Source organism: Chryseobacterium sp. CFS15 (genome assembly GCF_031118795.1).
Lineage (GTDB): Bacteria > Bacteroidota > Bacteroidia > Flavobacteriales > Weeksellaceae > Chryseobacterium > Chryseobacterium indoltheticum.
In genome coordinates this window covers 512,777-538,109 of sequence record NZ_JAVHYL010000001.1, presented here as the reverse complement: position 1 = coordinate 538,109, position 25,333 = coordinate 512,777, and the positions used below count along the sequence as shown (strand labels likewise).

The 25,333-nt window shown below is 34.5% G+C and carries 29 protein-coding genes; 21 read left to right on the top strand and 8 right to left on the bottom strand.

The genetic code is table 11. The annotated features are described in order from the left end of the window. Positions 1 to 379: 379 nt before the first annotated feature. The 7 genes from rplI to OH814_RS02585 form a co-directional block, all read right to left on the bottom strand. Positions 380 to 901 carry a 50S ribosomal protein L9 gene (rplI, locus tag OH814_RS02615; protein ID WP_115618855.1) on the bottom strand — a complete coding sequence of 174 codons (522 nt, stop codon included), beginning with the start codon at positions 899 to 901 and terminating at the stop codon, positions 380 to 382. Positions 902 to 1,082: 181 nt separating this feature from the next. Next, entirely contained in the window at positions 1,083 to 1,385 is a 303-nt protein-coding gene (rpsR, locus tag OH814_RS02610; RefSeq protein ID WP_034757623.1) for a 30S ribosomal protein S18, read from the bottom strand. 35 nt (positions 1,386 to 1,420) lie between these two features. Then, positions 1,421 to 1,762: a 30S ribosomal protein S6 gene (gene rpsF / locus OH814_RS02605; RefSeq protein ID WP_076558797.1), complete on the bottom strand. Its 342-nt coding sequence runs from the start codon at positions 1,760 to 1,762 to the stop codon at positions 1,421 to 1,423. Between the two features lie 140 nt (positions 1,763 to 1,902). Beyond that, entirely contained in the window at positions 1,903 to 3,234 is a 1,332-nt protein-coding gene (locus tag OH814_RS02600) for a T9SS-dependent choice-of-anchor J family protein (RefSeq protein ID WP_308826967.1), read from the bottom strand. Between the two features lie 92 nt (positions 3,235 to 3,326). Continuing rightward, a complete protein-coding gene (locus OH814_RS02595) occupies positions 3,327 to 4,676 on the bottom strand; it encodes a chloride channel protein (protein WP_308826966.1) in 1,350 nt (449 codons plus the stop codon). A 465-nt stretch (positions 4,677 to 5,141) separates the two neighbouring features. Further along, on the bottom strand, positions 5,142 to 6,461 hold the full coding sequence (locus tag OH814_RS02590) for a dihydrolipoamide acetyltransferase family protein (RefSeq protein ID WP_308826965.1): 1,320 nt from the start codon (positions 6,459 to 6,461) through the stop codon (positions 5,142 to 5,144). Between the two features lie 63 nt (positions 6,462 to 6,524). Further along, positions 6,525 to 7,352: an S-adenosyl-l-methionine hydroxide adenosyltransferase family protein gene (locus tag OH814_RS02585; protein WP_076558789.1), complete on the bottom strand. Its 828-nt coding sequence runs from the start codon at positions 7,350 to 7,352 to the stop codon at positions 6,525 to 6,527. 125 nt (positions 7,353 to 7,477) lie between these two features. On the opposite strand from OH814_RS02585, the gene OH814_RS02580 reads away from it, so the two are divergent. The 6 genes from OH814_RS02580 to OH814_RS02555 all read left to right on the top strand — a co-directional run bounded on the left by OH814_RS02580 (position 7,478) and on the right by OH814_RS02555 (position 12,157). After that, positions 7,478 to 8,434, top strand: coding sequence for a PhoH family protein (locus tag OH814_RS02580; protein ID WP_115618858.1), 957 nt, complete (start codon positions 7,478 to 7,480; stop codon positions 8,432 to 8,434). Positions 8,435 to 8,535: 101 nt separating this feature from the next. Further along, positions 8,536 to 9,210, top strand: coding sequence for a porin family protein (locus OH814_RS02575; protein ID WP_201133990.1), 675 nt, complete (start codon positions 8,536 to 8,538; stop codon positions 9,208 to 9,210). A gap of 128 nt (positions 9,211 to 9,338) precedes the next feature. Continuing rightward, positions 9,339 to 9,848: a hypothetical protein gene (locus tag OH814_RS02570; RefSeq protein ID WP_076558783.1), complete on the top strand. Its 510-nt coding sequence runs from the start codon at positions 9,339 to 9,341 to the stop codon at positions 9,846 to 9,848. A 211-nt stretch (positions 9,849 to 10,059) separates the two neighbouring features. Further along, positions 10,060 to 10,716, top strand: coding sequence for an outer membrane protein (locus tag OH814_RS02565; RefSeq protein ID WP_076558781.1), 657 nt, complete (start codon positions 10,060 to 10,062; stop codon positions 10,714 to 10,716). A gap of 78 nt (positions 10,717 to 10,794) precedes the next feature. Beyond that, a complete protein-coding gene (locus OH814_RS02560; RefSeq protein ID WP_308826964.1) occupies positions 10,795 to 11,469 on the top strand; it encodes a porin family protein in 675 nt (224 codons plus the stop codon). A 25-nt stretch (positions 11,470 to 11,494) separates the two neighbouring features. Continuing rightward, a complete protein-coding gene (locus tag OH814_RS02555) occupies positions 11,495 to 12,157 on the top strand; it encodes an outer membrane beta-barrel protein (RefSeq protein ID WP_308826963.1) in 663 nt (220 codons plus the stop codon). Positions 12,158 to 12,331: 174 nt separating this feature from the next. Here OH814_RS02555 and ffh read toward each other — a convergent pair whose 3' ends face one another. Then, entirely contained in the window at positions 12,332 to 13,693 is a 1,362-nt protein-coding gene (gene ffh, locus OH814_RS02550) for a signal recognition particle protein (RefSeq protein ID WP_308826962.1), read from the bottom strand. A 339-nt stretch (positions 13,694 to 14,032) separates the two neighbouring features. On the opposite strand from ffh, the gene OH814_RS02545 reads away from it, so the two are divergent. The 15 genes from OH814_RS02545 (at position 14,033) to OH814_RS02475 (ending at position 25,234) form a co-directional block, all read left to right on the top strand. Next, complete coding sequence (locus OH814_RS02545; protein WP_076558773.1) at positions 14,033 to 14,401, top strand: hypothetical protein; 369 nt, start codon at positions 14,033 to 14,035, stop codon at positions 14,399 to 14,401. A gap of 86 nt (positions 14,402 to 14,487) precedes the next feature. Continuing rightward, on the top strand, positions 14,488 to 15,564 hold the full coding sequence (gene atpB / locus OH814_RS02540; RefSeq protein WP_308826961.1) for a F0F1 ATP synthase subunit A: 1,077 nt from the start codon (positions 14,488 to 14,490) through the stop codon (positions 15,562 to 15,564). Positions 15,565 to 15,608: 44 nt separating this feature from the next. Further along, entirely contained in the window at positions 15,609 to 15,815 is a 207-nt protein-coding gene (gene atpE / locus OH814_RS02535) for an ATP synthase F0 subunit C (protein ID WP_066676872.1), read from the top strand. Positions 15,816 to 15,909: 94 nt separating this feature from the next. Further along, positions 15,910 to 16,404, top strand: coding sequence for a F0F1 ATP synthase subunit B (locus tag OH814_RS02530; protein ID WP_076558769.1), 495 nt, complete (start codon positions 15,910 to 15,912; stop codon positions 16,402 to 16,404). 2 nt (positions 16,405 to 16,406) lie between these two features. Then, a complete protein-coding gene (gene atpH / locus OH814_RS02525; RefSeq protein WP_076558767.1) occupies positions 16,407 to 16,946 on the top strand; it encodes an ATP synthase F1 subunit delta in 540 nt (179 codons plus the stop codon). 16 nt (positions 16,947 to 16,962) lie between these two features. Then, the gene (gene atpA, locus OH814_RS02520; RefSeq protein WP_115618866.1) at positions 16,963 to 18,540 is read left to right on the top strand and encodes a F0F1 ATP synthase subunit alpha; all 1,578 of its coding nucleotides are present in this window, start codon (positions 16,963 to 16,965) and stop codon (positions 18,538 to 18,540) included. Between the two features lie 85 nt (positions 18,541 to 18,625). Beyond that, entirely contained in the window at positions 18,626 to 19,495 is an 870-nt protein-coding gene (atpG, locus tag OH814_RS02515) for an ATP synthase F1 subunit gamma (protein WP_076558761.1), read from the top strand. Positions 19,496 to 19,590: 95 nt separating this feature from the next. After that, positions 19,591 to 20,946 (top strand): hemolysin family protein, encoded by a 1,356-nt coding sequence (locus OH814_RS02510; RefSeq protein ID WP_076558759.1) that lies wholly within the window; start codon positions 19,591 to 19,593, stop codon positions 20,944 to 20,946. Between the two features lie 11 nt (positions 20,947 to 20,957). After that, complete coding sequence (locus OH814_RS02505) at positions 20,958 to 21,263, top strand: ATP-dependent Clp protease adaptor ClpS (protein ID WP_074229116.1); 306 nt, start codon at positions 20,958 to 20,960, stop codon at positions 21,261 to 21,263. A 122-nt stretch (positions 21,264 to 21,385) separates the two neighbouring features. Further along, positions 21,386 to 22,000: a uridine kinase gene (udk, locus tag OH814_RS02500; RefSeq protein WP_076558757.1), complete on the top strand. Its 615-nt coding sequence runs from the start codon at positions 21,386 to 21,388 to the stop codon at positions 21,998 to 22,000. A gap of 1 nt (position 22,001) precedes the next feature. Then, positions 22,002 to 22,358 (top strand): septum formation initiator family protein, encoded by a 357-nt coding sequence (locus OH814_RS02495; RefSeq protein WP_076558755.1) that lies wholly within the window; start codon positions 22,002 to 22,004, stop codon positions 22,356 to 22,358. Positions 22,359 to 22,451: 93 nt separating this feature from the next. Next, complete coding sequence (locus OH814_RS02490; protein WP_308826960.1) at positions 22,452 to 23,615, top strand: methylmalonyl-CoA mutase family protein; 1,164 nt, start codon at positions 22,452 to 22,454, stop codon at positions 23,613 to 23,615. Positions 23,616 to 23,690: 75 nt separating this feature from the next. Then, positions 23,691 to 23,957, top strand: a complete 267-nt coding sequence (locus OH814_RS02485; RefSeq protein WP_308826959.1) for a GxxExxY protein — start codon at positions 23,691 to 23,693, stop codon at positions 23,955 to 23,957. Next, positions 23,944 to 24,060, top strand: coding sequence for a GxxExxY protein (locus tag OH814_RS02480; protein ID WP_308827005.1), 117 nt, complete (start codon positions 23,944 to 23,946; stop codon positions 24,058 to 24,060). Before OH814_RS02485 ends, OH814_RS02480 begins: the two co-directional genes overlap by 14 nt. A gap of 25 nt (positions 24,061 to 24,085) precedes the next feature. Further along, the gene (locus OH814_RS02475; RefSeq protein ID WP_308826958.1) at positions 24,086 to 25,234 is read left to right on the top strand and encodes a class I SAM-dependent methyltransferase; all 1,149 of its coding nucleotides are present in this window, start codon (positions 24,086 to 24,088) and stop codon (positions 25,232 to 25,234) included. The last annotated feature ends 99 nt before the right edge of the window (positions 25,235 to 25,333 follow it).

Genomic DNA, 25,333 nt, shown 5'->3' with positions numbered 1-25,333 from the left:
AGATTTTCAAAAAGTTTGTCATCCTGAAAGGATCTAGGCGATAGTTTTCATAACTCAGTCTCTACAAAGAGAGTTTATATTCCTACGGAATGACAAAGTAGATGTAGTTTTTAATTTGCTTATCGTTTTATTTTGAGATTGCTTCATCACTACGCTCCTCGCAATAACAAATATTGAATGAAAGACAGATTTCCTAGCCCCGATAGAAACGGTTACCCCGCAACAAGGAGTGGGGAAGTTTGAGGGTTTTGGTGTGGGAGAGTGGGTGGCGTGAGGAGTATGAGTGGATAGCGGGAAATAGCTTCTAAAAAATATAATAAAAACAAAAAACCACTTCAAACGAAGTGGTTTATATTTTAGAGAAAAATCTCTTGAATTCTTATGCTTCTTCAGAAGGAGTTTCTTCTACTTTAGCTACTGGCTTTGGAGCAGCTGGTTTAGGAGCTTCTACCGGTGCGTCAGATACGATGTCGAATTCGAAGTTGTATTCTACATTTCTGTGTAATCTGATGTTTGCAGTTACTTTACCAGTTCTCTTAATAGTGTTTCCAGGGATTTTGATATACTTCTTATCAACAGTAACTCCAGCTTTAGCAAGAGCAGCAGAAAGATCTGCATTGTTGATAGATCCGAATAATTTGTCACCAGAACCTACTTTTGCAGGGATAGTAATAGAAGTTTTCTTCAATTGATCTACTACACCGTTTGCTGTAGCGATTAATTTAGCTTCTTCTTCTTTTCTAGCTTCCAAAGTAGCTTCAAGAGCTGCAATGTTTTTAGGAGTAGCTAAAAGAGCGTAACCTTGAGGTAACAAGAAGTTTCTTGCATAACCTGGCTTTACATTTACTGTGTCGAATTCAAGACCTAAGTTTTCTACGTCTTTTTTAAGAATAATGTTCATTGTTGTTGTCCGTTTTTTAGTTTTAGAGAAAAGAACAAAGAAAAAAGAAGAAAGACCAATGTCTTAAAAATTATTTCTTTTCTTCAATCTAAAAATCGTTAGAATTAAATTATTTATTCAGCAACTTAAAAAAAGAGAAAAAGATCAAAACCTTTTCTCTTTTCTCTTGTTTCTTTTTAGCTTATTTCAATAAGTCAGCTACGTAAGGCATCATAGCAAGGTGTCTTGCTCTTTTGATAGCCGAAGAAACTTTTCTTTGGTATTTCAAAGAAGTTCCAGTGTATCTTCTAGGTAAAATTTTACCTTGCTCGTTTACGAATTGTAATAAGAAATCAGCATCTTTGTAATCAACGTGCTTGATTCCGAATTTTTTGAATCTACAGTACTTTTTATCAGTTTTAGTATTGATATCAAGTGGTGTAAGGAATTTTACTTCAGATTCTCCTCCAGCTGAGGCTTGTTTAGCCATATCATCTATTGCCATGTCTTGTCTTTTTTAAATTTTGGGTTAATAAATAATTAAGCTCTTGAAGCTTTAAGTTTAGTTCTTCTAGTTACAGCGTACTCGATAGCGTGCTTGTCTAGTTTTGTAGTCAGGTAACGAATTACTCTTTCGTCACGTTTGAATGCCAATTCTAAGTCAGCAACTACAGTTCCTTCACCTTTAAACTCGATTAAAGTGTAGAATCCATTCTTTTTAAGTTGAATAGGATAAGCTAATTTTTTTAATCCCCAATTTTCTCTAGTGACAATCTCACAGTTCTTTTCTTTCAAAAGATCTACATACTTGTTCACTGCTTCCTCCACCTGAGCTTCAGATAGAACGGGAGTTAAAATGAAAACAGTTTCGTAATTGTTCATAATGTTAAATGAATTTGTTAATTATTTCGAGGTGCAAAAATATGAAATCTATTTGTAATATGCAATATGCAGCAGATTATTTATAAAACTAAAAAGACCCGTAAAAACAGGTCTTTTAGTTTATCATAAAATAAAAATGATTATTTCTTGATTATTTTTGCAGACTGCAAACCGGTTTCTGATTCTGCAGTTATTACATATGTTCCGGAGATTAAGCTGGAAACATTAAGCGTTGGTTTGTTTGTATTTACTACTTCAGTTAACACATTTTTGCCACTCAGATCATATATTTTCACTGATTTTATTTTTGATGCTGAATCAATATTCAAAACATCAGAAACAGGATTAGGATATATTTTTAGATTTGAATCTTTTTTAGCAACATCATTTACAGATAAAGATGAAGTGACGTTTACCGTGTAATCTTCTGCCTGTCCGTAATCTGAGCCTTCACAAGGATCGGTAAGATCTGTACTTCCATAGATTTTCTTAACTCTCATTCTTGTATTGCCCGATAGAGCGGTTGTAGGCACCGTAATAGTGTGTACAGCCTGAAGAGCATCTGTACCCGTAGAATTGGTAATAGTTTGTGTTACGGCATAAACTTCTCCAGGATCATTCAGGTTTCCGTTTTGATTCCAATCAATAAAAACTGCAAAGTTACTCGCATAGTTTCCGCCTGTATTCCCTTTTAAAGTAATGTCATACGACTGGCCGGATGTAACATTAGCTGTTTGTGAAAGAAAAAATTCATGACTGTTTCCTGTATAAGCAATGGCAGCAGTTGTATTATTAATTCCTGCAAAATTTACCAGTGTTATTGGTTCATCGCCATCTTCACCAAATAAACTGTCTACAAAAGAAAGAGGCCCACAATAAGAAAGCGGTGGTGCCACATAGGTAAAATCTACTTTGATGTTATCTACCATCAGCATAAATTTATCTGTACTATTATTTACAAAAGCAAATCTAACGTTTTGACCTATGTAAGGAGTTAAGCTTGCTGCTCTGCTTGTCCAGTTACTGTTTTCACCGGTAGTACTGTAAAGTTCAACTGTAAAATCTGCAACTGTGTTGCCTGCATTTGGAGCAAGCATTACTTTGTAACCGTCGGGATAATCTGCATCCTGCGCTTTTGCATCCCAGTATAAAGTAGGTGAAGCTCCGGAAACAGGAATTGTTGGTGAGATTAGCCAGTCATTTGAAGTTCCTGCAGGTGTATACCATGAGGTACTCATTGCTGCGTAATTTCCGGCAGGGCCTCCAAAACTTCCGTTAGCTCCATCTCTGTCGATGCGGTTCCATCCATTAGTTATAAAATTTACAGAGGTTGCAGGTGTTAATCCATCTACATTTAGTACAGTCCAGGCTGCGATTCCCTGACCATTTCCATCAAAGTTTTCCAGAAATATCTGGCTGAAACCAAATACGGGAAACCCTAACAGCATTACATTGAGTAATTGTCTTTTCATAATAATTAGTTTTTGTATTCTTTCCCAAGTTAATAAAAAATTGAATACAATTCTAATATAAGTGATATTTGTGGTATATTTTTAAGAAAATTTTAATCTTTCCTAATTTCTGCTAAGAAGTTCATCTTCAAGACATCATATAAAGAATGCCTGCTTACTAATATTGAAAATAATGAAGAAACCATTCCAGCCAACATTAAATGGAAGATCAAAGAATGCCTGTCGGTCATTTCTAAAACAATAATGGCAGAAGTAAAGGGAGCTCTCGTTATTCCGGTAAGAAACGCAACCATTCCCGCCAGAATTACAACGTTGGTTTCATTAGGAGTTAAATGAATTATACCCGAAATTACAGAACCAATACTTGCACCCGCCGTTAAAGCCGGGGCAAAGATTCCGCCTGCACCTCCGGAAGTAAAAGATAGGGCAGGGCCAAGCATTCTTAGCAAAGGAACGTACCAATCTTCATGTTTGTCGCTGGTGAACAGAACACGTTCCATAATTTCTTTTCCTGAACCTAAAACTTCTCGGCTTATAAAAAATGAAATGAAAGCAATGACTAAAGCGCATCCTACAAGAAATAGTACATTGGCTCTGTCGTTTTTCAGTTTTCTTTTTTTCCAATCATTTATCCTAAGCATAGTTACTGAAAGCTGGCTCGCCAAAATTCCTGCAACGCCTGCAACCAAAATAATAGGAAACATCACCATTAATGAAACATCATTAGTTTTAGGATAGCCTAAATATAAATAAGAACCTGCTAAAGTCTGCGCGGTTAAACCTGCGATGATAACTGCCGTGAAAAGCGCTGTTTTAAAGTAATTGATGTGTGTTTTGGACAATTCTTCGACCGCAAATACGATTCCACCAAGAGGCGTGTTGAATGCAGCTGCCAATCCGGCTGCAGCACCGGTCATGATCATGTTTTTTTTAGATATTTTTGGCCACCATTCCGGAAGATATTCATTCACTTTTCTGAAAATAGAGCCAGCAATCTGTATCGTCGGTCCTTCTCGACCAACAGCTCCGCCTCCAATAACCAAAATAACGGAAGAAATGATTTTAAATACTATAATTTTTATACTTAAAAGACTTCTTATTTTCGTATGTTCCTTAGGATTTGCCAATTCTACAGCGGCCATTACCTGTGGGATGCCGCTTCCTTTGGCATTGGGTGCAAATTCTTTCACCAACCACCACGATAATACAAATCCGATGGGAGCGATAATAAAAATCATCCAGTCGTGCCATTCTAAAATAAAATGAAGCAGATTTTCTCCCCAAGCAAATATTTTAGCATACATGACCGCAAAAAAACCAGTGATCACCGAGCCTATCCAAAAAGGAATTGCCTGAAGCAAATTATGTTTCAGCTGTTCGTTTCGGATGTTATCGAAAGATTTTTTAAGGCCTTTTCGGATGTAGACCAATATTCTACGCATGTCTCAAATCTAAACTAATTTTTACGAATATGAAAATTTTATAGCCAATTCTGATTACTAAATTTTGAAATTCATAATAAGTAGATTTCTGAAGTTTTCCAGATTCTTTTATAGATTAAAAACACGTTGTGTATTTTGAATCATTGTCTTTCGAAATAAGTGAAACGGCTTTGTTTAGCTTAATCTGAGTATTTATTTATAATTCTTTGTTTTTCAGTGCGTTTTTTATCGCAAGGAAAGACCAAGTTTATAAGAAATGTATTTTTTTTCTAAGGTAAACAAAGACATTTCATTTAGTAAAGAAATACAAAGTTCTAGTGATCAGTAACTTGATGCTATTTTCGAAAATGCACAACAGGTATTAAAAATGATAATGAATTACTTTAAAAACAAAAAACCTCCGAAAAAATTCGAAGGTTTTATACTTTGATTGGTAAAAATTACTTATTACCAATTATTTATTACTTATATCTCAGTGTTCAGATCCCAGTTTTGAAGGTAATCATGAACGTGCTTCAACATCATTCCGCCTAGAGAACCGTCTACGACTCTGTGATCGTAAGAGTGAGACATGAACATCAACTGACGAATAGCGATTACATCGCCATCTTTAGTTTCAAGAACAGCAGGCTTTTTAACGATAGCTCCGATTGCCATAATAGCAACCTGAGGCTGAGGAATAATAGGTGTTCCCATTAAGTTTCCGAAGCTTCCTACGTTAGAAATAGTATATGTTGCGCCCTGAGTATCTTCAGGTCTTAATTTTTTGTTTCTTGCTCTGTACGCCAAATCGTTGATCGCTTTTGCCAGACCTGAAAGTGATAACTGATCAGCATTTTTAATTACAGGAACGATAAGATTTCCGTCTGGTAAAGCAGTTGCCATACCGATATTGATGTTTTTCTTCTTGATAATGTTATCACCATTGATAGAAACATTGATCATAGGGAAATCCTGGATTGCTTTTACAATTGCTTTTACGAAAATAGGCATAAAAGTCAATTTTTCACCTTCACGTTTTTCGAACATATCTTTGTTTTTAGCTCTCCATTTTACAACGTTGGTAACGTCGGTTTCGATGAAAGATGTAACGTGTGGAGCAATATGTTTTGCTTTCACCATGTTTTCAGCGATGATTTTTCTCATTCTGTCCATAGGAATGATTTCGTCACCTGCAGCTGTACTTATTGTAGTTGCCGGCGCTGAAGTTACTGCTGGTGGAGTAGCTGTCGCCTGAGCAGGAGCCGCTTGTTGCTGAACTGCCTGTTGAGGCTGGTTTCCTCTGTTGGCAACGTGCGCTAAAATATCTTCTTTGGTAATTCTTCCTTCTAAACCGCTTCCTTTGATGGTTTTTAGTTCAGATTCAGAAATATTTTCTTGTTGAGCGATAGATTTTACAAGTGGAGATAAGTAAAGATCTCCTGAAAATTCTATGTGAGAAGTCGCCGTTGCGTTTAAAGGCTCTTCAATTGCTTTAATGGTTGCTGCGTCGGGAGCTGTAGTTTCAGTTTTTACTTCTTCAGAAGCTGTGTTTCCGCCTTCTCCCTCAATTTCTAAAATAGCGATGGCTTCACCTACTTTTGCAACTTCGTCTTTTTGTTTTAGGATTTTTACAATTTTCCCCGAAACTGGTGTCGGAACGTCTGAATCTACCTTATCTGTTGCAATTTCTACTACCGAATCATCTTCCTTTACCTGGTCGCCTTCATTGAATAACCAAGTGATAACTGTAGCTTCCATCACGCCTTCACCCATAGAAGGAAGCAATAATTTGTATTCTGCCATTTTTAAATTTTAGATTTTGACAAATATATAAAAAAAATCGGTTTTTTTATGAAATAGATAATTTTAGAAAAATTCTATGTAAATATTTTCTCCCACATTAAGCCCGAAAAGTGTTTTTGCACCATTTTTTTTGCTGCCTTTGTAGATGGTTAATTCTAGTTGGTCACTGTCATTAAAGATGGCTGCAGATTGCCCATGATACTCGGTTTCTCTTTCCCAGTCTACTACCAATTCTGTATGGCTGGAATATATTTTTGAAAGACTTAAGTTCCTGAATTTGATGGTGAAACTTTCAAAACCTTTAGCCAAAGTTTCAAAAAAATCTTTGTTAATATTTGAGATTATATTTCCGAAATTATCAATATACATCACCTCGCCAATGATCATTTTTTCAGGTTCATTGTAAACGGGTTTTGGGAACAAAAGCTGTTTTGCAGATTCTATCTTTCTGCCGATTACCTCCGGAAGCCCGCCATTAGCCAAATGTACGGCTACAGGAACAAAAACGTCGGTAGAAGTAAAGTTTACCACATCATCAAATCTGTTGTTGAGCGTGATTTCGTAAATGGCTTCAGGTTTGATGTCAAAAAAAACCAGACTTAGAAGCCCGTTATCTGCTGCCAGAAAATAATGCCCGTCTGCTTTATATAAAATATTTTTTCTTGATTTATGAAAAAAACTGTCTACAGAAACAATATGAATGGTTCCGCTTGGAAAATATTTGTAAGCATTTCTTACAATATAAGACGTCTGAATAAGGTTGTAAGCCTGAATATCATGGGTAATATCTACGCTGTTTACCTCAGGATTTAAAGACAGAATTTTTCCTTTCATAGCCGAAACTCTGTAATCTAAACGTCCGAAATCTGAAGTGAGGGTAATAATTGACATGAATAAAAGAGATGAACTGCAAATTTATCTAAAATAAAAAGAAAGAAACAGCTATTGTGGATAAGAATTTAATTTAAAATTAAAAAAAAACTTCTAAATTTAAATTCTAATATAAAAATATTTGCATGTTTGAATTAACGTATGATTTAGAAGGTATTGATTCAAAAAACTTTTATGGAGTAAACAACCAATATTTCAATTTAATAAAATCGAGCTTTCCGACAATTAAAATTACAGGTCGTGATCATTTTATCTTTGCGATGGGAAATCAGGAAGCTTTAGATATATTTAAGCAAAAGCTTGACGATATTGTCGCTTTTATTTCTAAAAACAATTCTATCGGGCTGAAAGACGTAGAAAATATTCTCAATTTAAAAGATGAAAACGAAAAACAGCTTGTCTTTGATCAGGATATCATTGTTAAAGGGGTTAACGGAAAAATCATTAAAGCTAAAACGACCAACCTTAAAAAGCTTGTTAAAGAAACCGAGAAAAAAGATATGGTCTTTGCAATCGGACCTGCAGGAACCGGTAAAACTTATACCAGTGTTGCTTTGGCAGCGAAGGCTTTAAGAGATAAGGAGGTTAAAAGAATCGTGTTGACGAGACCTGCAGTAGAAGCGGGGGAAAGTCTTGGTTTTTTACCGGGAGATCTGAAAGAAAAACTTGATCCTTATTTGCAGCCTTTATATGATGCGCTCCGTGATATGATTCCCCACGAAAAGCTGGAAGGCTTTATGGAGAAAAAAGTAATTGAAGTGGCGCCTTTGGCTTTTATGCGAGGCCGTACATTGGATGATGCTTTTGTAATTTTGGATGAAGCGCAGAATACTACTCATGCTCAAATGAAAATGTTCCTTACGAGAATGGGGATGAATGCAAAATTTATCATCACAGGAGATCCTACGCAGATCGATTTGCCACCAAAGCAACATTCAGGTCTGAAAGAAGCGATGCGAATTTTGAAAGATGTAAAAGAGATTGGTTTTGTGTATCTAACAGAAGAAGATGTGGTACGTCATCCTGTGGTGAAAAAGATTATCTTGGCATATAACGAAGAAGATAAAAGAACCAGAGAATAATACATTTTGTCATAATTTTTCAAAAAAGTTTAAAAATATTTTGTGATTCCAGTAAAAGTGATATATTTGGGCTCTTAAAATATGTTAAAAAAAATTAAACTATGAAAAAATTATTACTTATTGCTTCTGTAGCAGTAATGGGAGTTGCTGTTAAAGCGCAAGAATTTAAATTTGGTCCAAAGGCAGGGTATTCATTGTCAATGTTAAACGCAGAAGGAGATGGAGAATCTTATAAATTCGATTCAAAATCAACTTTTTATGTTGGTGCAATGGCTGAATATAAATTCAATGACAGGTTTGCTGTACAAGGTGAAGTTTTATATTCGCCAATCGGAGGTAAGCAAGAAGAATCAGTATCTTACACTGAAATGGGTGTAACGGTAACAGGAACTCAAAAATCAGATTGGAAATTTGGGACTGTACAAATTCCTGTAAGTGCAAAATATTATGCTACTGAAAGTTTAGCATTCGGGTTAGGTCTTAATGTAGGTATCGTTACTTCAGCAAAAGTTGAAGCTAGTGCAACATTATCAGGATCTGCTTTGGGTGAATCATTTTCAGAGTCTACAAGCACAACTGAAGATGTAAAAGATGATGTTAATACGTTAAACTTAGCACCTTTTATTGGCGCTGAATATACATTAGAAAACGGATTGTTCTTTGATGCAAGATATAACTTAGGGGTTTCGAATCTTATTAAGAATCCGGAAGGAAATGAAACGTTAAAAAACAGTTTTTTCCAAATTGGTATTGGTTTCAAATTCGGAGGAAACTAATTCATAATAAAACTATTACAAAGCAAGACAATTATTTGTCTTGCTTTTTTTTGTTTAAATAAGCTTCTGCGGCATTGTGTTTGCTACAAACAATCATTGAGTTAATAACAAACGTTTAAATTTTTAAAATGAAAAAATTACTATTGTTGGGTGCATTCGCATTTTTGGGCGGAGCAGCTCAGGCGCAGGAAGGTTTTAAATTGGGAGGCCATATTGGTGCGCCAGTTGGTGATGCTGCAGATTTTGCTTCATTTACTTTAGGTGTTGATGCGGCATATATGTGGAATATCACCAAAGGTCTGGATGTGGGTGTTGCTACAGGATATTCTCATTTTTTCGGTAAAGACCGTTGGGAAGATTTCGGATTTATTCCTTTGGCTGCATCAGGAAAATACAGATTTAATGGGCTTCCACTTTTTGTAGGTCTTGATCTGGGAGGTGCAATTTCTACTAAAGATGGTATTGATAGCGGTCTGTATGTATACCCGAAAGTAGGTTTTCAGTTACCTAAAGCAGAATTGTATCTAGGATATCAAAACATAGGAAGTGAAAGAGGAGATTGGGACAGAGATAGAGACAGAAGAATCGATTCTAATTTTGGAGCCATCAATTTGGGTGTGAACTTCTTTTTAAAGTAAAATATTTATAAGTGACCTTATATTATACTCCAGTTGAAAAATTGGAGTATTTTTTTTGATTTTTTTAAATTAAATATAATTATCTCTCAAGAGTGCGATTTTAATTCGAAAAAAATGAGTATTGACGGGTGATATTAATCATGTTAACAAATTTTAATATTAAATGATGTCATTATACATTTGCAGTCAAGAAAGTATAAAATTATTCAAAATGAAAAAATTATTAATTGCAAGTGCTGTTGCACTTTTCGGGTTATCAAACGCTCAGATTGCTAAAGGAACTGTATATTTATCTGGATCTGTTGGTTATTCTCAAGAAGAAACTAACAATGGAAATTCTAAAGTTGAAAACTTCAACGTACTTCCTACAGTAGGATATTTCGTAGCTCCAAACTTCGCAGTAGGTGTAGGTGTTGGTTACCAAACTCAAAAAAGTACTTTGATTTCTACAACTACAACTCCTGTGTCTACAACAGTAAACACTGCAGAAGTTAAGAATCCTGCTTTCGTAATTGCTCCTTTCGCTAGAAAATACTGGACTTTATCTGATAAATTGTATTTCTTCGGTCAGTTAGCTGTACCAATGCAGTTTGGAAAAACAGAAACTGAAAATTCTTCTGTAACTACAGCTGGAAACGTTGTATCTACTTCTTCTCTTTCTACAGAAGCTAAATACACTCAAGTAGGTGTTACTGTGAAGCCAGGTTTAGATTATTTCTTAAACAAAAACTGGACTATTGAAGCTACAATCGGTGAATTCGGTTACAACAACTTCAAACCAAAAGACGGTGATGCTACAAACAACTATAGCTTTGGTTTAAACCTTGCTAACGTAGGTATCGGTGTTAAATATGTATTTGCTAAATAATTAGTAAACATAAATTAATATAAATCCTGAGATTTTTTCTCAGGATTTTTTTACATTTAAAAAATATATCAAACAATAATGAATAAAATATTACTTACTATTGCAGTATTGGCGGGCGCATTAGCATCTGCACAAATTGCTAAAGGAACAGTTTATCTTTCAGGCCAGGCAGGTTATTACAAAGACGGAACCGAAAGCTCAAATAATTATGTAGAAAACCTGAAAGTATTACCAACAGCCGGATTTTTTGTTGCACAGAATTTCGCAGTAGGTTTAGGTATTGGGTTTACAAAAAATGAAAGCTCTCAAAGCTATATACTTTTTGATGGCGGTACTTCATTCCTGTATTCGAAATATACTAAAGAATCTGCTTTTGCATTGAGTCCATTCGCAAGAAAATACTGGGCTTTGAGTGATAAACTTTACTTTTTCGGGCAGCTGGAAGTTCCTTTAGAATTTGGTAAAACCGAATTGTACGAATATCAGTCTCAGCCTTTCAATCCTATCATAGGAGATTATTATGTAGGGAACATGAATACTTACGACGCAAATTATACTTCGGTAGAAGTTAATATAAAACCTGGTTTAGACTATTTTATTACTAAAAACTGGACGGTTGAAGCTACAATCGGAGAGTTTGGGTTTAATTCTTATAAACTTGATTTAGAAGGCGCTAAAAACATCAATAAAACGGATCTAGGCGTTAAGCTTTCTTCTGTAACATTAGGCGTAAAATACGTGTTCGCTAAATAATTAGTAAAATCAAGATTAAATAAAAATGAAAAATATATTTTTAGCAGGTGCGATTGCTGTTTTTGGGTTTTCGACTGCGCAAATCAATAAGGGAACGGTTTATCTTTCGGGTCAGATCTCTTACGCTCACGAAAAAGATAATAATGTAAACAGTAAAAAAAATACCGTCATCATCATGCCTACTGCCGGATTTTTTGTTGCTCCAAATTTAGCGGTAGGAGCCGGAGTAGGATACGTTAATACTAAATTTACAAAAGACGAAACCATCAACGGGGAAGCTGGAGTTTTTAGATTTAACAACATCAATGAGCAGTCTGCATTTAGAATTGCGCCCTTTGTAAGAAAATACTGGACTTTATCTGAAAAATTATTTTTCTTCGCACAACTTGAAGTTCCGATCGAATTTGGGAGAGAAGAGTTTGAAGCACATTCTAGTTTTGTAGGCAATTTTGGAAACTATGCTTTTAATGATAATAGTGGTAAGACAAAATTCACAACGGTAGGGGTCAATATTAAGCCGGGATTAGATTACTTCCTTAATAAAAATTGGTCTGTTGAAGCTACTTTGGGAGAATTTGGATACAGTAATTATAAAGTAAATGATACAGATTATTCAAAAGATACTTATAATTTAGCAGTAAATCTTGCTTCTGTAGGTATCGGTATTAAGTACGTTTTTGCGAAGTAATTATCATTCAAAAAACGATCAAAAAATCTTATATTTTGATGAATGATAATTGATTAATTTGATTTAAATATAATCCGATTCAAACATTTGAGTTGGATTTTTTTTATGCTAAAGACACAAAAAACTCTCAGAAAAAAATCTGAGAGTTTATATATTTTAAAAAATTTGATTTAATTATTTTCCAAACATTCCGCCCATTCCCGGCATATTTGGCATTTTGCTCATCATCTGCATCATTTGTTTTCCTTGAGGTCCCTGCATCATCTTCATCATTTTTCCCATTTGGTCAAACTGTTTCATCAAAGCGTTTACATCTTCAATTTTTCTTCCTGCACCTTTTGCAATTCTGTTTTTTCTCTGAGTATTGATGATAGAAGGTCTTCTTCTCTCATCCGGAGTCATAGAATGAATAATCGCCTCGATATGTTTGAATGCATCATCGCTGATTTCAACGTCTTTAATGGCTTTTCCAACTCCTGGAATCATTCCCATCAAGTCTTTCATATTACCCATTTTTTTGATCTGATTGATCTGCTTTAAGAAATCATCAAAACCAAATTCGTTTTTAGCGATTTTTTTGTGAAGTTTTTTTGCTTCCTCTTCGTCAAACTGCTCCTGAGCTCTTTCTACCAAGGAAACAACGTCTCCCATTCCTAAGATTCTGTCGGCCATCCTTTCCGGGTAGAAAAGATCTAAAGCTTCCATTTTCTCACCTGTAGAGATAAATTTGATTGGCTTTTCAACTACCGCACGAATCGTTAAAGCAGCTCCACCACGAGTATCACCGTCTAACTTCGTTAAAACAACTCCGTCAAAATTCAAAGTATCGTTGAAGGCTTTTGCAGTATTCACCGCATCCTGACCTGTCATTGAATCTACTACAAAAAGAGTTTCGTTGGGTTGAATAGTAGAATGAACGGTTTTAATTTCCTTCATCATCTGCTCATCAATCGCAAGACGACCTGCTGTATCGACGATTACAATATCATGACCGTTCGATTTAGCAAAATTAATCGCATTCTGAGCAATACTTGCAGGATCCAAAGAACCTTCTTCGCTGTAAACAGGCACTCCGATCTGCCCGCCAAGAACTTTCAGCTGATCAACAGCTGCAGGACGGTAAACGTCACAAGCAACCAATAATGGCTTTTTAGTTCTTTTAGTTTTTAAATAATTAGCAAGCTTTCCGGAAAAAGTAGTTTTACCTGAACCTTGAAGACCTGCAATCAAAATCACAGACGGTTTTCCTGAAAGATTGATGCCTTCCTGAGAACCTCCCATCAAATCTACCAACTCGTCGTGAACGATTTTTGTCATCAATTGTCCCGGAGTAAGCGAAGTCAGAACGTTTTGTCCTAAAGCTTTATCCTGAACTCTTTTGGTAAGATCTTTAGCAACTTTATAGTTAACATCGGCATCTACCAATGCTCTACGAATTTCTTTTACGGTCTCCGCAACGTTGATTTCGGTGATTTTTCCACGTCCGGTAATATTATGAAGGGCCTTGTCTAATTTATCCTGTAAACTATTAAACATACTTTTAATTAATTAAATGGTTTGCAAAAATAACAATTTTATATCTAAAAACCTTGATATGATTGATATTTAAAAAATAGTGAAGGAAAGAATGGGGAAAAGCTCTTGTCAAGGTTCAAAATCTTGACAAGGATATTTGAATTAATAATAATTATCACACATTCTAAAATTTAAGTTGACCTAATCTAGAAATAAGTTAATGTCGTTTAACGAAAGGTAATTTAATATTTTGTGAATAGATTTTTTAGTTAATTAAATTATAGCGCCATTGCCAATAATGTGTGAATGTCATTTTAATTATTAAAACGATATTGATAAATTTTGGTAGTTTTGCAGCCAATGGAAAAGTTTTTAGTTGTATTAAAAGGATTAGGATTGTTTTTGCTGTTTTCTGCTGTATTATTTATTATACAATGGCAATTAGCAGAAAATAATGTAGTGATGCTGTCCTACAAAATTCATTTTCTGATGTTTTTTGTTACACTAATCAGTTTGTTAACGATTTTGGTAGTTTTTGCCTTAGAAAAAAAGAATATAATAGGATTTATTTTTCTGGGTTTTGTAGTTTTTAAAATTTTCGCAATAGGCTATGTTGCGATGTTTGAGAAAGATTTTGAGCTTAATATCGTTCCTTACTTCGTTCTGTACTGGATTTACCTGTTGATAGAAGTTATTTTTGTTTTAAAATTAGTTAAAAAACAAGACTAATATCATGTAATATAAACTTGAAGAATTACCAAAAATCGAATAAAAATTTATATTTTTGCAAAAATTTTAGAAATAAAAGTCAAGTCATGAGTTTTAAAAAACTGTTAATCGCCCTTTATCTTTTTGTCTTCTGCTTCTCGTTTGCAGAAACACATGAAGGTACTGCGGAAACTGCAAAAGAGGAAGCGTACAATCCTGTTCCATTTATTATGCACCATATCGCGGATGCACACAATTGGCATCTTTGGGGTGAAGGTCACAATTCTGTAGGAATTTCTTTACCTGTCATTCTTTGGGATAACGGTTTGAAAGTTTTCAGCTCTGAAAAATTCGGACATGAAGAAGAGAAGGTTGCTGAAGTAGATGGTAATTTCTACAAAGTACACCACAACAAAATTTATTCTACAAATGCTGCAGGTGATCTAGAAATGCACGACGGTCATCCTACAAATAATGAGCCTTTAGATTTCTCAATTACTAAAGTAGTTGCTCAAATGATTTTGGCTGCTATTATTTTATTAATCATCGGTTTTGCTTCAGCAGCAAGTTATAAAAAATCTCAAGTTCCTTCAGGAATAGCAAAATTCATCGAGCCGCTTGTGGTTTTTGTAAGAGACGATATTGCTTTACAAAACATCGGTTCTGTAAGATATAGAAAATACGTACCATATTTGGTTACTTTATTCCTATTTATATGGCTTCTTAATATTTTAGGTTTACTTCCGGGAGCTGCAAATACAACGGGTAACATTGCCTTCACAATGGTTCTTGCAGTATTTACATTATTAATTGTAAACTTAAGCGGTAGAAAAACATATTGGATGCACATGTTGGATCCTTTGGGGAAAAACATGCCATTCGGTGGGAAAATTTTAATCTATATTATCCTTATTCCTGTAGAATTATTAGGAATTATAACTAAGCCTTTTGCATTGATGATTCGTCTATTTGCTAACATGACAGCAGGGCACATTATCATTATGAGTTTGATTTCTTTGATTTTTATCATGAAAACTTACTTAATCACACCGGTATCATTAGGTTTATCATTATTTATCTATGTATTGGAAGTATTGGTAGCGGCTTTACAGGCTTATATCTTTACGATGTTGACGGCATTATTTATCGGGTCGGCTGTAGAAGAGCCTCACCACGATCACTAATTAAAATTAGAATTAAAAAAAAATAACTTTTTAAATATAATATTATGACAGGTAGTATCGCAGCAATCGGAGCTGGTTTAGCAGTAATCGGAGTTGGATTAGGAATTGGTAAAATTGGTGGTAGCGCAATGGAAGGTATTGCAAGACAGCCAGAGCAATCAGGAAAAATCCAAACTGCAATGATTATCGCAGCAGCTCTTATCGAAGGTGCTGGTCTATTCGGTATCGTAGTAGCATTACTAGGTAAATAAGAATAGTAAACAAATAGAATTCTACAAACGGTTGGTTTGTAGAATTCTTTTAAAAAAGTTAAAAAACAAATTAAAAATAATAATTGAATATAAAATGGATTTATTAACCCCTTCAATTGGTAACATATTCTGGACAGCAGTAGTATTTTTATTATTGGTCGTTCTTCTTAAAGCTTTTGCTTGGAAACCAATTCTTTCTGCAGTGAAAACCAGAGAAGACAACATTCAGGATGCTCTTAATCAGGCTAAACTGGCTAAAAGAGAGATGGAAACTCTAAAAGCGGATAACGAAAGAATTATGCGTGAGGCTAAAATCGAAAGAGATGCTATCTTAAAAGAAGCTAGAGAAATTAAAGACAGAATCGTAGCTGAAGCTAAAGATGCGGCTAAGTCTGAAGGAGATAAATTAATCGAAGCAGCAAAACAAACCATCAATGCTGAGAAAAATGCTGCAATGGCAGACATCAAGTCTCAAATTGGAATTTTGTCTGTAAATATCGCAGAATCTATCCTGAAGCAAAAGCTTGAAAACAGCGAAGCTCAAAATGAGTTGGTTCAGAATTATTTAAACAAATCAAATCTTAACTAAGAATGCTTACATCTAAAGTAGCCAAAAGATACGCACAGGGTTTACTAGATTTCACAAAAGAATCTGGGCAAACCGACGCTGTTTTTGCTGAAATGAAAGATGTGGTGAAGCTGATGTCTGAATCTAAAGATTTGAACAAATTTTTCCTGACACCTTACATCGACGCAAATAAGAAAACTGAGGTAGCAAACGAAATCTTCAAAAGCTTTTCGCCTGTTTCTCAGAATTTGATCAGACTGATCATCAAAAACGGAAGAGAAAGTCAGCTGAAAAATGTAGCACAGCAATTCATTAATAAAGTTGAAGACATCAACGGTATTCAGAGAATTACGCTGACGACTGCAACACAGCTTTCTAACGAAAATATTGAGCAGATTTTAAAATCTACAAACCTTGTTAATGCAAGTGCTAATTTTGACATTAAAGTAAATGTAAATCCTGCAATTTTGGGAGGTTATATTTTAAGAGTGGGAGATCAGCAGATAGATGCATCTGTAAAATCACAATTGAATAAGATTAAAAAAGACTTTCAGTTAAACTAAGAAAAAAAACCATATAATGGCAGAAATAAATCCGGCAGAAGTATCTGCGATCTTAAAACAACAGTTGGCCAACTTCGACACTCAATCAAACGTTGAGGAAGTAGGTACAGTTTTAACCATAGGTGATGGTATTGCTCGTGTATACGGGTTAGAAAATGTACAATACGGTGAGTTGGTAAAATTTGCTAGCGATGTAGAAGGTATTGTACTAAACCTTGAAGAAGACAACGTAGGTGTTGCTCTTTTGGGTGAAAGTAAATTAGTAAGAGAAGGAGACACCGTAAGAAGAACAAACAGAATCTCTTCTATCAAAGTAGGAGAAGGTATGTTGGGTAGAGTAGTTGATACTCTTGGTAACCCAATTGATGGTAAAGGTCCTATCACTGGGGATTTATACGAAATGCCATTAGAAAGAAAAGCTCCGGGTGTTATCTACAGACAACCTGTAACCGAGCCTTTACAAACAGGTATCGTTGCAATTGACTCTATGATCCCTGTAGGAAGAGGTCAGAGAGAGCTTATCATTGGTGACAGACAGACAGGTAAAACTACTGTTGCTATTGATACAATTATCAACCAGAAAGAATTTTTTGATGCTGGTCAGCCAGTATATTGTATATATGTTGCAATCGGGCAAAAAGCTTCTACAGTAGCTCAGATTGTAAAAACGTTATCAGATAAAGGTGCTTTGGCGTATACAGTAATTGTTGCAGCTAATGCTTCAGATCCGGTTCCTATGCAGGTTTATTCTGCAATGGCTGGTGCATCTATCGGAGAATTCTTCAGAGACTCAGGTAGACCGGCTTTGATTATCTATGATGATTTATCTAAACAAGCGGTAGCTTACCGTGAGCTTTCTCTTCTATTGAGAAGACCACCGGGCCGTGAAGCTTATCCTGGAGACGTTTTCTATCTTCACTCAAGATTATTGGAAAGAGCTGCAAAAGTAATCGCTGATGATACTATTGCAAGCCAGATGAATGATTTACCTGAGTCTCTAAGACCAATTGTAAAGGGTGGTGGTTCATTAACGGCACTTCCGATCATCGAAACTCAGGCAGGTGACGTTTCTGCATATATCCCAACGAACGTAATCTCTATTACAGACGGACAGATTTTCTTGGAGTCAGACTTGTTCAACTCAGGGGTTCGTCCGGCAATCAACGTAGGTATTTCTGTATCTCGTGTTGGAGGTAATGCTCAGATCAAATCTATGAAAAAAGTTTCTGGTACTCTTAAATTAGACCAGGCTCAGTATAAAGAATTGGAAGCGTTTGCTAAATTCGGTTCAGACCTTGATGCTTCTACTTTAGCGGTTATCTCTAAAGGTGAAAGAAACGTAGAGCTGTTGAAGCAGCCGGTAAATTCTCCACTTCCTGTAGATAGCCAGGTTGCTATGATCTATGCAGGTACAGAGAATTTAATGAGAAACGTTCCTATCAAGAAAGTAAAAGAATTCCAAATCGAGTATATCGAGTTCCTAAGATCTAAGCACCCTGAAACGATGGCTGCTCTTAAAGCTGGAAAAATCGATAACGATATTACTGGTGTTCTTAAGCAGGCTGCTAATGATATAGCTGCAAAATATAACTAAAAATTAGTTGATGGTTTTTGGTTGATAGTTGACAGAATTTTCTAAAACTAGCAACCAACAACCGACAACCAACAACTAACCCGATATGGCAAACTTAAAAGAAATACGAGGAAGAATCAGTTCAATTTCATCTACGATGCAAATTACACGTGCTATGAAAATGGTTTCGGCTGCGAAACTAAAAAAAGCACAAGATGCCATCGTAATGTTGAGACCTTATTCTGAAAAACTTCAGGAGATCATTCAGAATGTAAATTCTAGTTCAGATCCTGATCAGGTTTCTGTTTACGCTCAGAAGAGAGAAGTAAAAAAAGTACTATTTATTGCTGTAACTTCAAACAGAGGTTTGGCAGGTGCTTTTAACTCGTCTGTTGTAAAAGAATTAAACCAACAGTTTCAGAACAACGCTCAGTACGAAGTTGAAGTTCTTACCATTGGTAAAAAAGTTTATGATGCTGTAAGAAAAAACCGTGCAGTGTTTTCAAATGAAAGCGCAATTTTCGATAATCTTAGCTTTGATAAAGTAGCAAACATTACAGAAAGTGTGATGTCAAGCTTTATTGAAGGTAAATTTGATGAAGTTTATTTAATTTACAATAGATTTATCAACGCGGCAACTCAGGAAGTGATTACAGAACAAGTTCTTCCGATTTCAATGGTGGAAACTGAGAAAGAAGAAGGTCAGGCTGAAACTGATTACATTTTTGAACCTAATAGAAACGAAATTTTAGATAATTTAATTCCGAAATCTATTAAAACACAGGTTTTCAAGGCAGTTTTAGACTCTGTAGCTTCAGAACATGGTGCGAGAATGACGGCAATGCACAAAGCAACCGACAATGCTCAGGATCTGAAAAACGACTTGGTTATTTTCTACAACAAAGCAAGACAGGCTGCTATTACAAACGAGATCTTAGAAATCGTTTCTGGAGCAGAAGCTTTGAAAAATTCGTAATAAAATATTCAAAAAATATAAAAGCACCGATACTTCGGTGCTTTTTTTGTTATCATAATTTTATATATCTTTGTAACATAAATTATAATTTCTAAATGGACTCGGACATAGTCAGGCTACTATTAGCTTTGTTTCTTGTATTATTAAATGGCTTTTTCGTAGCCGCAGAATTTTCAATTGTTAAAGTTCGTTACTCGCAAATTCAGCTTAAAGCTGCCGATGGTGATTCTATGGCAAAACAGGCAGAGCACATTATCAAGCATCTTGATGAGTATCTTTCTGCCACACAGCTTGGTATTACGTTAGCATCACTTGCATTAGGTTGGGTGGGCGAAAGTGCAATGCATCATGTGATTGATAATATTTTTCATTCACTAAGCATAAATTTCAGTGAATCTACCGTAACTACAATCTCTCTTGTAATCAGCTTTTTGATCATTACTGTAATGCATATTGTTTTTGGTGAATTAATTCCGAAATCTATTGCAATACGAAAAGCAGAGGCAACTACGATGGCAACGGCTGTTCCTTTAAGAGTTTTTTACACTATTTTCAAACCATTTATTTGGTTGATGAATTTAATGTCGAATGGGGTATTAAGACTAATGAAAATTCACCCTGCATCAGAACAGGAAATTCACTCCACAGAAGAGCTTCAGCTTTTGGTAAAACAAAGTGCCGACAGCGGTGAAATTGAGGAAGAGAACTACGAAATCATAAAAAATGCTTTTGATTTTACTGATCATTCGGCAAAACAAATCATGGTTCCGAGACAAAACATACTTTCTATTGATTTTACAGAGGATCTTAATGTTATTATAGATAAAATTATCGAGAGCGGATATTCTAGAATTCCGGTTTACGAAAATTCAATCGACAATATCATCGGTGTATTTTATACAAAAGAAATCATCAGAGAATTTGTTAAAAGAAAAGGTAACCTCAGTCATGATGATTTGAAAAGCCTTATGGGAGAAGCTTTTTTCGTAGTCGGAAGCAAGAAAATTTCAGATCTTTTAAAGATTTTCCAACAGAAAAAAAGACATTTGGCTATTGTAATTGATGAATTTGGTGGTACCGAAGGAATTATTACATTAGAAGATATTTTGGAAGAATTGGTAGGTGAAATTCAGGATGAGGAAGATGACGAAGAAAAACTGGTTGATAAAATTGCTGAAAATACCTATTGGGTAAAAGCGACTCAGCCTTTGGACGAGATCAACGAATCTTTACCTAAAAAATTAACCCTTTCTGAGGAAAGTGAATACAATACATTGGCCGGATTCATTTTGCATGCTTTGGAAGATATTCCTGAAGAAAACCAGGAATTTGATTTAGAAAATTATCATTTTAAGATCTTGAAAATGAATAATAAAAGCGTCGAAATGGTTGAATTGGTATATATTGAACCCAATATAGTAGACGATATTTTAGATAAATTAGATGTTTAAATATAAAAGGAATGATTTTTTATAACAGCATAAAAGATTATGAAGATCCGAAACGACAGTACGAAGAAGAAGTTCTGGTTTTGGATGATACTGATGAAGTGTACAAATTGATTTTACACAATGACGATATTCATACTTTCGACGATGTGATCGAAGCGTTGATTCAAATTTGCAAACACGATCCGATACAGGCAGAACAATGCACCATGTTGGTTCATTTTAAAGGCAAATGCACCGTAAAAACAGGCTCAATGGATATTCTGAAACCGATGCATGAAAAATTAATTGCAAGAAGCTTAACAAGCGAAATCGTATAATATAAACTCCGGCAGTCGTCGGAGTTTTTTTTTGGATCTAAACTAAACTCTAAATTCTAATTTCTGACATCTCATTTCATCTAAAATACTATCTTTGTAAAAACTCTAAAGAAACAAACAGAATGCTTGTAATAGGAATTGCCGGAGGTACAGGATCGGGCAAAACTACCGTTGTTGATAAGATTATTCAACAACTTGACATTGAAGGAATGAATATTCTTTCTCAGGACAATTATTATAATGATAATCATAATCTTACGCTTACAGAAAGAGAAGCTTTGAACTATGATCACCCAAAATCCATCGATTTTGATCTATTGATTCAGCATGTAAAAGCTTTGAAAAACAACGAAGCAATCGAGCAGCCTCTTTACAGCTTTGTAACGCACGGCAGAACAGGGGATCATGTAACAGTTGAGCCGAAAAATGTTTTGGTAGTTGAAGGAATTCTGGTTTTAACGAACAAAGAATTACTAAAAGAATTTGATCTAAAAGTATTCGTTCATGCCGATTCAGACGAGAGACTGATCAGGCGAATCAAAAGAGATACGCAAGAAAGAGGAAGAGATCTGAACGAGGTTTTACACCGTTACCAGACAACTTTGAAGCCTATGCATCAGGAATTTATCGAACCGTCAAAAAACGAGGCCGATTTGATTATTCCAAATATGAGACAGAATTCTGTCGCGATTGATTTTTTAACAACAGTTATTAAAAATTCATTAAGAAAACACTAAAATGGCAGAAAAAGAGCTCATTAAAGACATTAAACCAAAATCGGAAATCTATAAATTTTTTCAGAGTTATGTTTTAAACAAATATATTCTGACGATTTTCTTGTTTCTGGTGTGGATGGTTTTCTTTGATAAAACATCTTTTTTGGTAATCCATGAGCTCAATGGCGAGATTAATAAATACGAAGATCAGCTAGAATATTATAAATCAGAATACGAAAAGAATGATACATTCTACAAAAAACTGATGAATAATAAATCTGAAAAAGAAAAATACGCCAGAGAAAATTATTTTATGAAAAAGCCCAACGAAGAAATTTTCATCCTCGTTGTAGACAGTGCCAATATTGCTAAAAAATAAATTTTGAAGCGCATTGTCAACTAGTTTCGCTGTGGACTTAATTAGTCAGCGAATCAAAATTACTCATCATCCATTACATATTACCCATCACTTATGTCAAACTCAGAAACTTTCTCAAGCTGGGAAAATCTTGTTAAAAAACAGCTTAAAACTGAAGATATCTACACGATTCTGAAAAAAGAAAATTTGGAAGGAATTGATGTAAAACCTTTCTATAATTCTGTTCAGAAGCCAATGGCAAACCTTCCGAAAGTGGAAGAAAGCACGCATTTGGTAGCAACATATCACGAAAGTCTTGAAGATGATGTTTTTGCATTTTTATTGAATGAGAATGTAGAAAATTTGGTAGAGAAAACGATTTTTGTTAACAATAAAGATTTAGCAGAGCATATCAGTCCGCAAGATGAAGATCAATATTTCTCTTTGATTGATGTTTTTGATGAAAACAATGCAGAAATTAATGATCAGCTGGTAAAAGAGCTTTTAGCCAAAGCCTTTAAAAGAAATATCTGCGTAGATGTTTCGCTTCATCAGAATGCCGGGGCTGCAATTTACCAACAATTGGGTATTGCGTTGGCCAAAACAAAAGAACTAATTGAGGTTTACGGGTCAGAAATCATCAATAAACTGATCTTCAGAATCGCCGTTGGAGGAAATTATTTTTTTGAAATGGCTAAAATCCGTGCTTTTAAATTAGTTTTCAATCAATTGTCTAAAGAATATGATTTAGATGACATTCCATATATTTTTGCTGAAACGTCACTTAGAAACAAAGCAATTTCTGACAATGAAAATAATCTCATTCGCTCGACGTTAGAATTGGCTTCGGCAATGATTGGCGGGGCAGATGCAATATACAGTACCAATTATTTGGTTGAAAAAAGTACAGATATTTCAGAAGAAATTTCTTTCAAACAACAGATTGTTTTGGCATACGAAAGTATTATCAATGTTTTTGAAGATGCCTCAAATAATAGCTATTATGTTGAAGATATTACCCAACAGATTGCGGATAAATCTTGGGCTTTCTTTGTTGAAACCGAAGAAAACGGAGGCTATCTGGAATCTTTAAAACAAGGGATTATTCAGAAAAATGTTTACGATCATGCTGTTGAAGAACAAAAGTGGGTTGAAGAAGGCAAAATAAAGCTGATTGGAGTAAATTTATATCCCAAGTTAGACGTTAAAAAGTCGGTAGAAGAACTGTACAGCGAAAAAGAAATTAAAGCTGTTCGTTGGGCTGAAATGTTTGAGTAAAGAGTAATCGTATTTAATGCCACTAATGCACGAATATATTTATTAAATTTGTATTAAACACAAATGGAGTAATATATGAATGTCATTTACAAAGAAGAGTCATATGAAATTATAGGAATTTGTATGGAAATTCATAACTATCTTGGACATGGATTTTCTGAAATTGTTTATAAAGATGCTTTGGAGATAGAATTTCGGAAATCTGGAATATTCTATGAAAGAGAAAAGGAATATGAAGTGGTGTATAAAGGGATTATTCTTCCTCATAAATTTTATGCAGATTTTGTAATTAGCGAAAAAATTATTTTGGAAATTAAAGGAAAGTCAGATTGCAGAAGTTGATCTTGCACAGGCAATTAATTACCTAAAAGTTTCTGAAAATAAATTAGCTATCATTGTTAATTTTGGTGAGTCAAAATTAAATTATAAAAGAATAGTTTTATAATTATTAATATTTAAAAAAGAAATTCGTGCATTCGTGGCATTCAAAAAGAGAAATTCAAAACTACATCAATGCAAATCTTAATGCCGATTTACATTCTTTGTTGTTAAAAAAATCCCCGTTTCCTGAAGTTTCTATGCAGGAAATCGTCCAGCAGATCAAAGGAAAGCAGGTGGCTCAGAAAAAGTTTCCTTTTCTTTTGCAAGATGGAATTGTTTTTCCGCCACAACTCAATCTGGAACAGTCTTCTTCAGAAAAAACAGCGCTTTATAAATCAGAAATTCTGAAAGGTGAAAAATTCATCGATTTAACAAGCGGTTTTGGTATCGATGCTTATTATTTATCTAAAAATTTTAAAGAAATCACTTTAGTCGAACAAAATAAAGAACTTTTAGATATCGTAAAGCATAATTGGAACATTTTAGGGAAAAAAGCGAACTTCATTAACGAAAAATTAGAAGATTTTATTAGGGAAAACAATGAAAATTTTGATGTAATTTATCTCGATCCTGCGCGACGAGATCAGAATAAAAATAAAGTTTTTCTGCTTGAAGATCTTTCACCGAATATTTTGGAAATTCAGAACCAGTTGCTCTTTATTTCGGAACAAGTTATCATAAAGCTGTCTCCTTTAATTGATTTGAAATATCTGATTTCGGTTTTAAAAAATATTTCTAAAATTGAAATTATTGCTGTTAGAAACGATGTAAAAGAGATTGTTGTTTTCCTTTCTAAAAATTATTCAGGAGAAATTATGTGTAATTGTGTGAATCTTGAGAGCGGCGAAAATGATTTTAGTTTTGAGATTAATGCAGAGAAAAACGCTCAGGCAGAATATGCTGAACCGCAACAATTTATTTATATTCCCAATAATACAATTTTAAAAGCAGGAATTTTTAACTTAATTTCGAGTCAATTTAACCTAAAAAAACTGCATCCCAATACGCATTTATACACTTCTGATGTTAAAATTTCAGATTTTCCGGGAAGAATTTTGGAAATGAAAGTAATTGATTCAAAAGATATTAAGAAAAAAGAACAGTTTAATCTGATCTCCAAAAATTATCCGTTAAAACCTGAAGAAATCAAGAAAAAATATCAGTTGAAAGATGGCGGAAATCAGTATCTTATTTTTACACAATCCAAAAAAGGTAAAATAATATTAAAATCAGTATAAAAATGTTGCCGAAAAATGCAATATTTCTTACTTTTGGGCAATTAAAAATTCAAGAAGGAATCGCAAAAGTTGTTTGAAGCTCAAACATTCATAAAAATA

Bases quoted from the DNA above. Each gene is read 5' to 3' on its own strand.
- rpsF (WP_076558797.1), bottom strand. From the start codon at position 1,762: ATGAACAATTACGAAACTGTTTTCATTTTAACTCCCGTTCTATCTGAA.
- OH814_RS02565 (WP_076558781.1), top strand. From the start codon at position 10,060: ATGAAAAAATTATTAATTGCAAGTGCTGTTGCACTTTTCGGGTTATCA.
- udk (WP_076558757.1), top strand. From the start codon at position 21,386: ATGCTTGTAATAGGAATTGCCGGAGGTACAGGATCGGGCAAAACTACC.
- atpG (WP_076558761.1), top strand. From the start codon at position 18,626: ATGGCAAACTTAAAAGAAATACGAGGAAGAATCAGTTCAATTTCATCT.
- rplI (WP_115618855.1), bottom strand. From the start codon at position 901: ATGAACATTATTCTTAAAAAAGACGTAGAAAACTTAGGTCTTGAATTC.
- atpE (WP_066676872.1), top strand. From the start codon at position 15,609: ATGACAGGTAGTATCGCAGCAATCGGAGCTGGTTTAGCAGTAATCGGA.
- OH814_RS02580 (WP_115618858.1), top strand. From the start codon at position 7,478: ATGTTTGAATTAACGTATGATTTAGAAGGTATTGATTCAAAAAACTTT.
- atpA (WP_115618866.1), top strand. From the start codon at position 16,963: ATGGCAGAAATAAATCCGGCAGAAGTATCTGCGATCTTAAAACAACAG.
- OH814_RS02490 (WP_308826960.1), top strand. From the start codon at position 22,452: ATGTCAAACTCAGAAACTTTCTCAAGCTGGGAAAATCTTGTTAAAAAA.
- OH814_RS02585 (WP_076558789.1), bottom strand. From the start codon at position 7,352: ATGTCAATTATTACCCTCACTTCAGATTTCGGACGTTTAGATTACAGA.
- OH814_RS02560 (WP_308826964.1), top strand. From the start codon at position 10,795: ATGAATAAAATATTACTTACTATTGCAGTATTGGCGGGCGCATTAGCA.
- OH814_RS02575 (WP_201133990.1), top strand. From the start codon at position 8,536: ATGAAAAAATTATTACTTATTGCTTCTGTAGCAGTAATGGGAGTTGCT.
- OH814_RS02530 (WP_076558769.1), top strand. From the start codon at position 15,910: ATGGATTTATTAACCCCTTCAATTGGTAACATATTCTGGACAGCAGTA.
- OH814_RS02570 (WP_076558783.1), top strand. From the start codon at position 9,339: ATGAAAAAATTACTATTGTTGGGTGCATTCGCATTTTTGGGCGGAGCA.
- OH814_RS02545 (WP_076558773.1), top strand. From the start codon at position 14,033: ATGGAAAAGTTTTTAGTTGTATTAAAAGGATTAGGATTGTTTTTGCTG.
- atpB (WP_308826961.1), top strand. From the start codon at position 14,488: ATGAGTTTTAAAAAACTGTTAATCGCCCTTTATCTTTTTGTCTTCTGC.
- OH814_RS02555 (WP_308826963.1), top strand. From the start codon at position 11,495: ATGAAAAATATATTTTTAGCAGGTGCGATTGCTGTTTTTGGGTTTTCG.
- OH814_RS02600 (WP_308826967.1), bottom strand. From the start codon at position 3,234: ATGAAAAGACAATTACTCAATGTAATGCTGTTAGGGTTTCCCGTATTT.
- atpH (WP_076558767.1), top strand. From the start codon at position 16,407: ATGCTTACATCTAAAGTAGCCAAAAGATACGCACAGGGTTTACTAGAT.
- ffh (WP_308826962.1), bottom strand. From the start codon at position 13,693: ATGTTTAATAGTTTACAGGATAAATTAGACAAGGCCCTTCATAATATT.
- OH814_RS02505 (WP_074229116.1), top strand. From the start codon at position 20,958: ATGATTTTTTATAACAGCATAAAAGATTATGAAGATCCGAAACGACAG.
- OH814_RS02510 (WP_076558759.1), top strand. From the start codon at position 19,591: ATGGACTCGGACATAGTCAGGCTACTATTAGCTTTGTTTCTTGTATTA.
- OH814_RS02595 (WP_308826966.1), bottom strand. From the start codon at position 4,676: ATGCGTAGAATATTGGTCTACATCCGAAAAGGCCTTAAAAAATCTTTC.
- OH814_RS02495 (WP_076558755.1), top strand. From the start codon at position 22,002: ATGGCAGAAAAAGAGCTCATTAAAGACATTAAACCAAAATCGGAAATC.
- OH814_RS02590 (WP_308826965.1), bottom strand. From the start codon at position 6,461: ATGGCAGAATACAAATTATTGCTTCCTTCTATGGGTGAAGGCGTGATG.
- rpsR (WP_034757623.1), bottom strand. From the start codon at position 1,385: ATGGCAATAGATGATATGGCTAAACAAGCCTCAGCTGGAGGAGAATCT.
- OH814_RS02485 (WP_308826959.1), top strand. From the start codon at position 23,691: ATGAATGTCATTTACAAAGAAGAGTCATATGAAATTATAGGAATTTGT.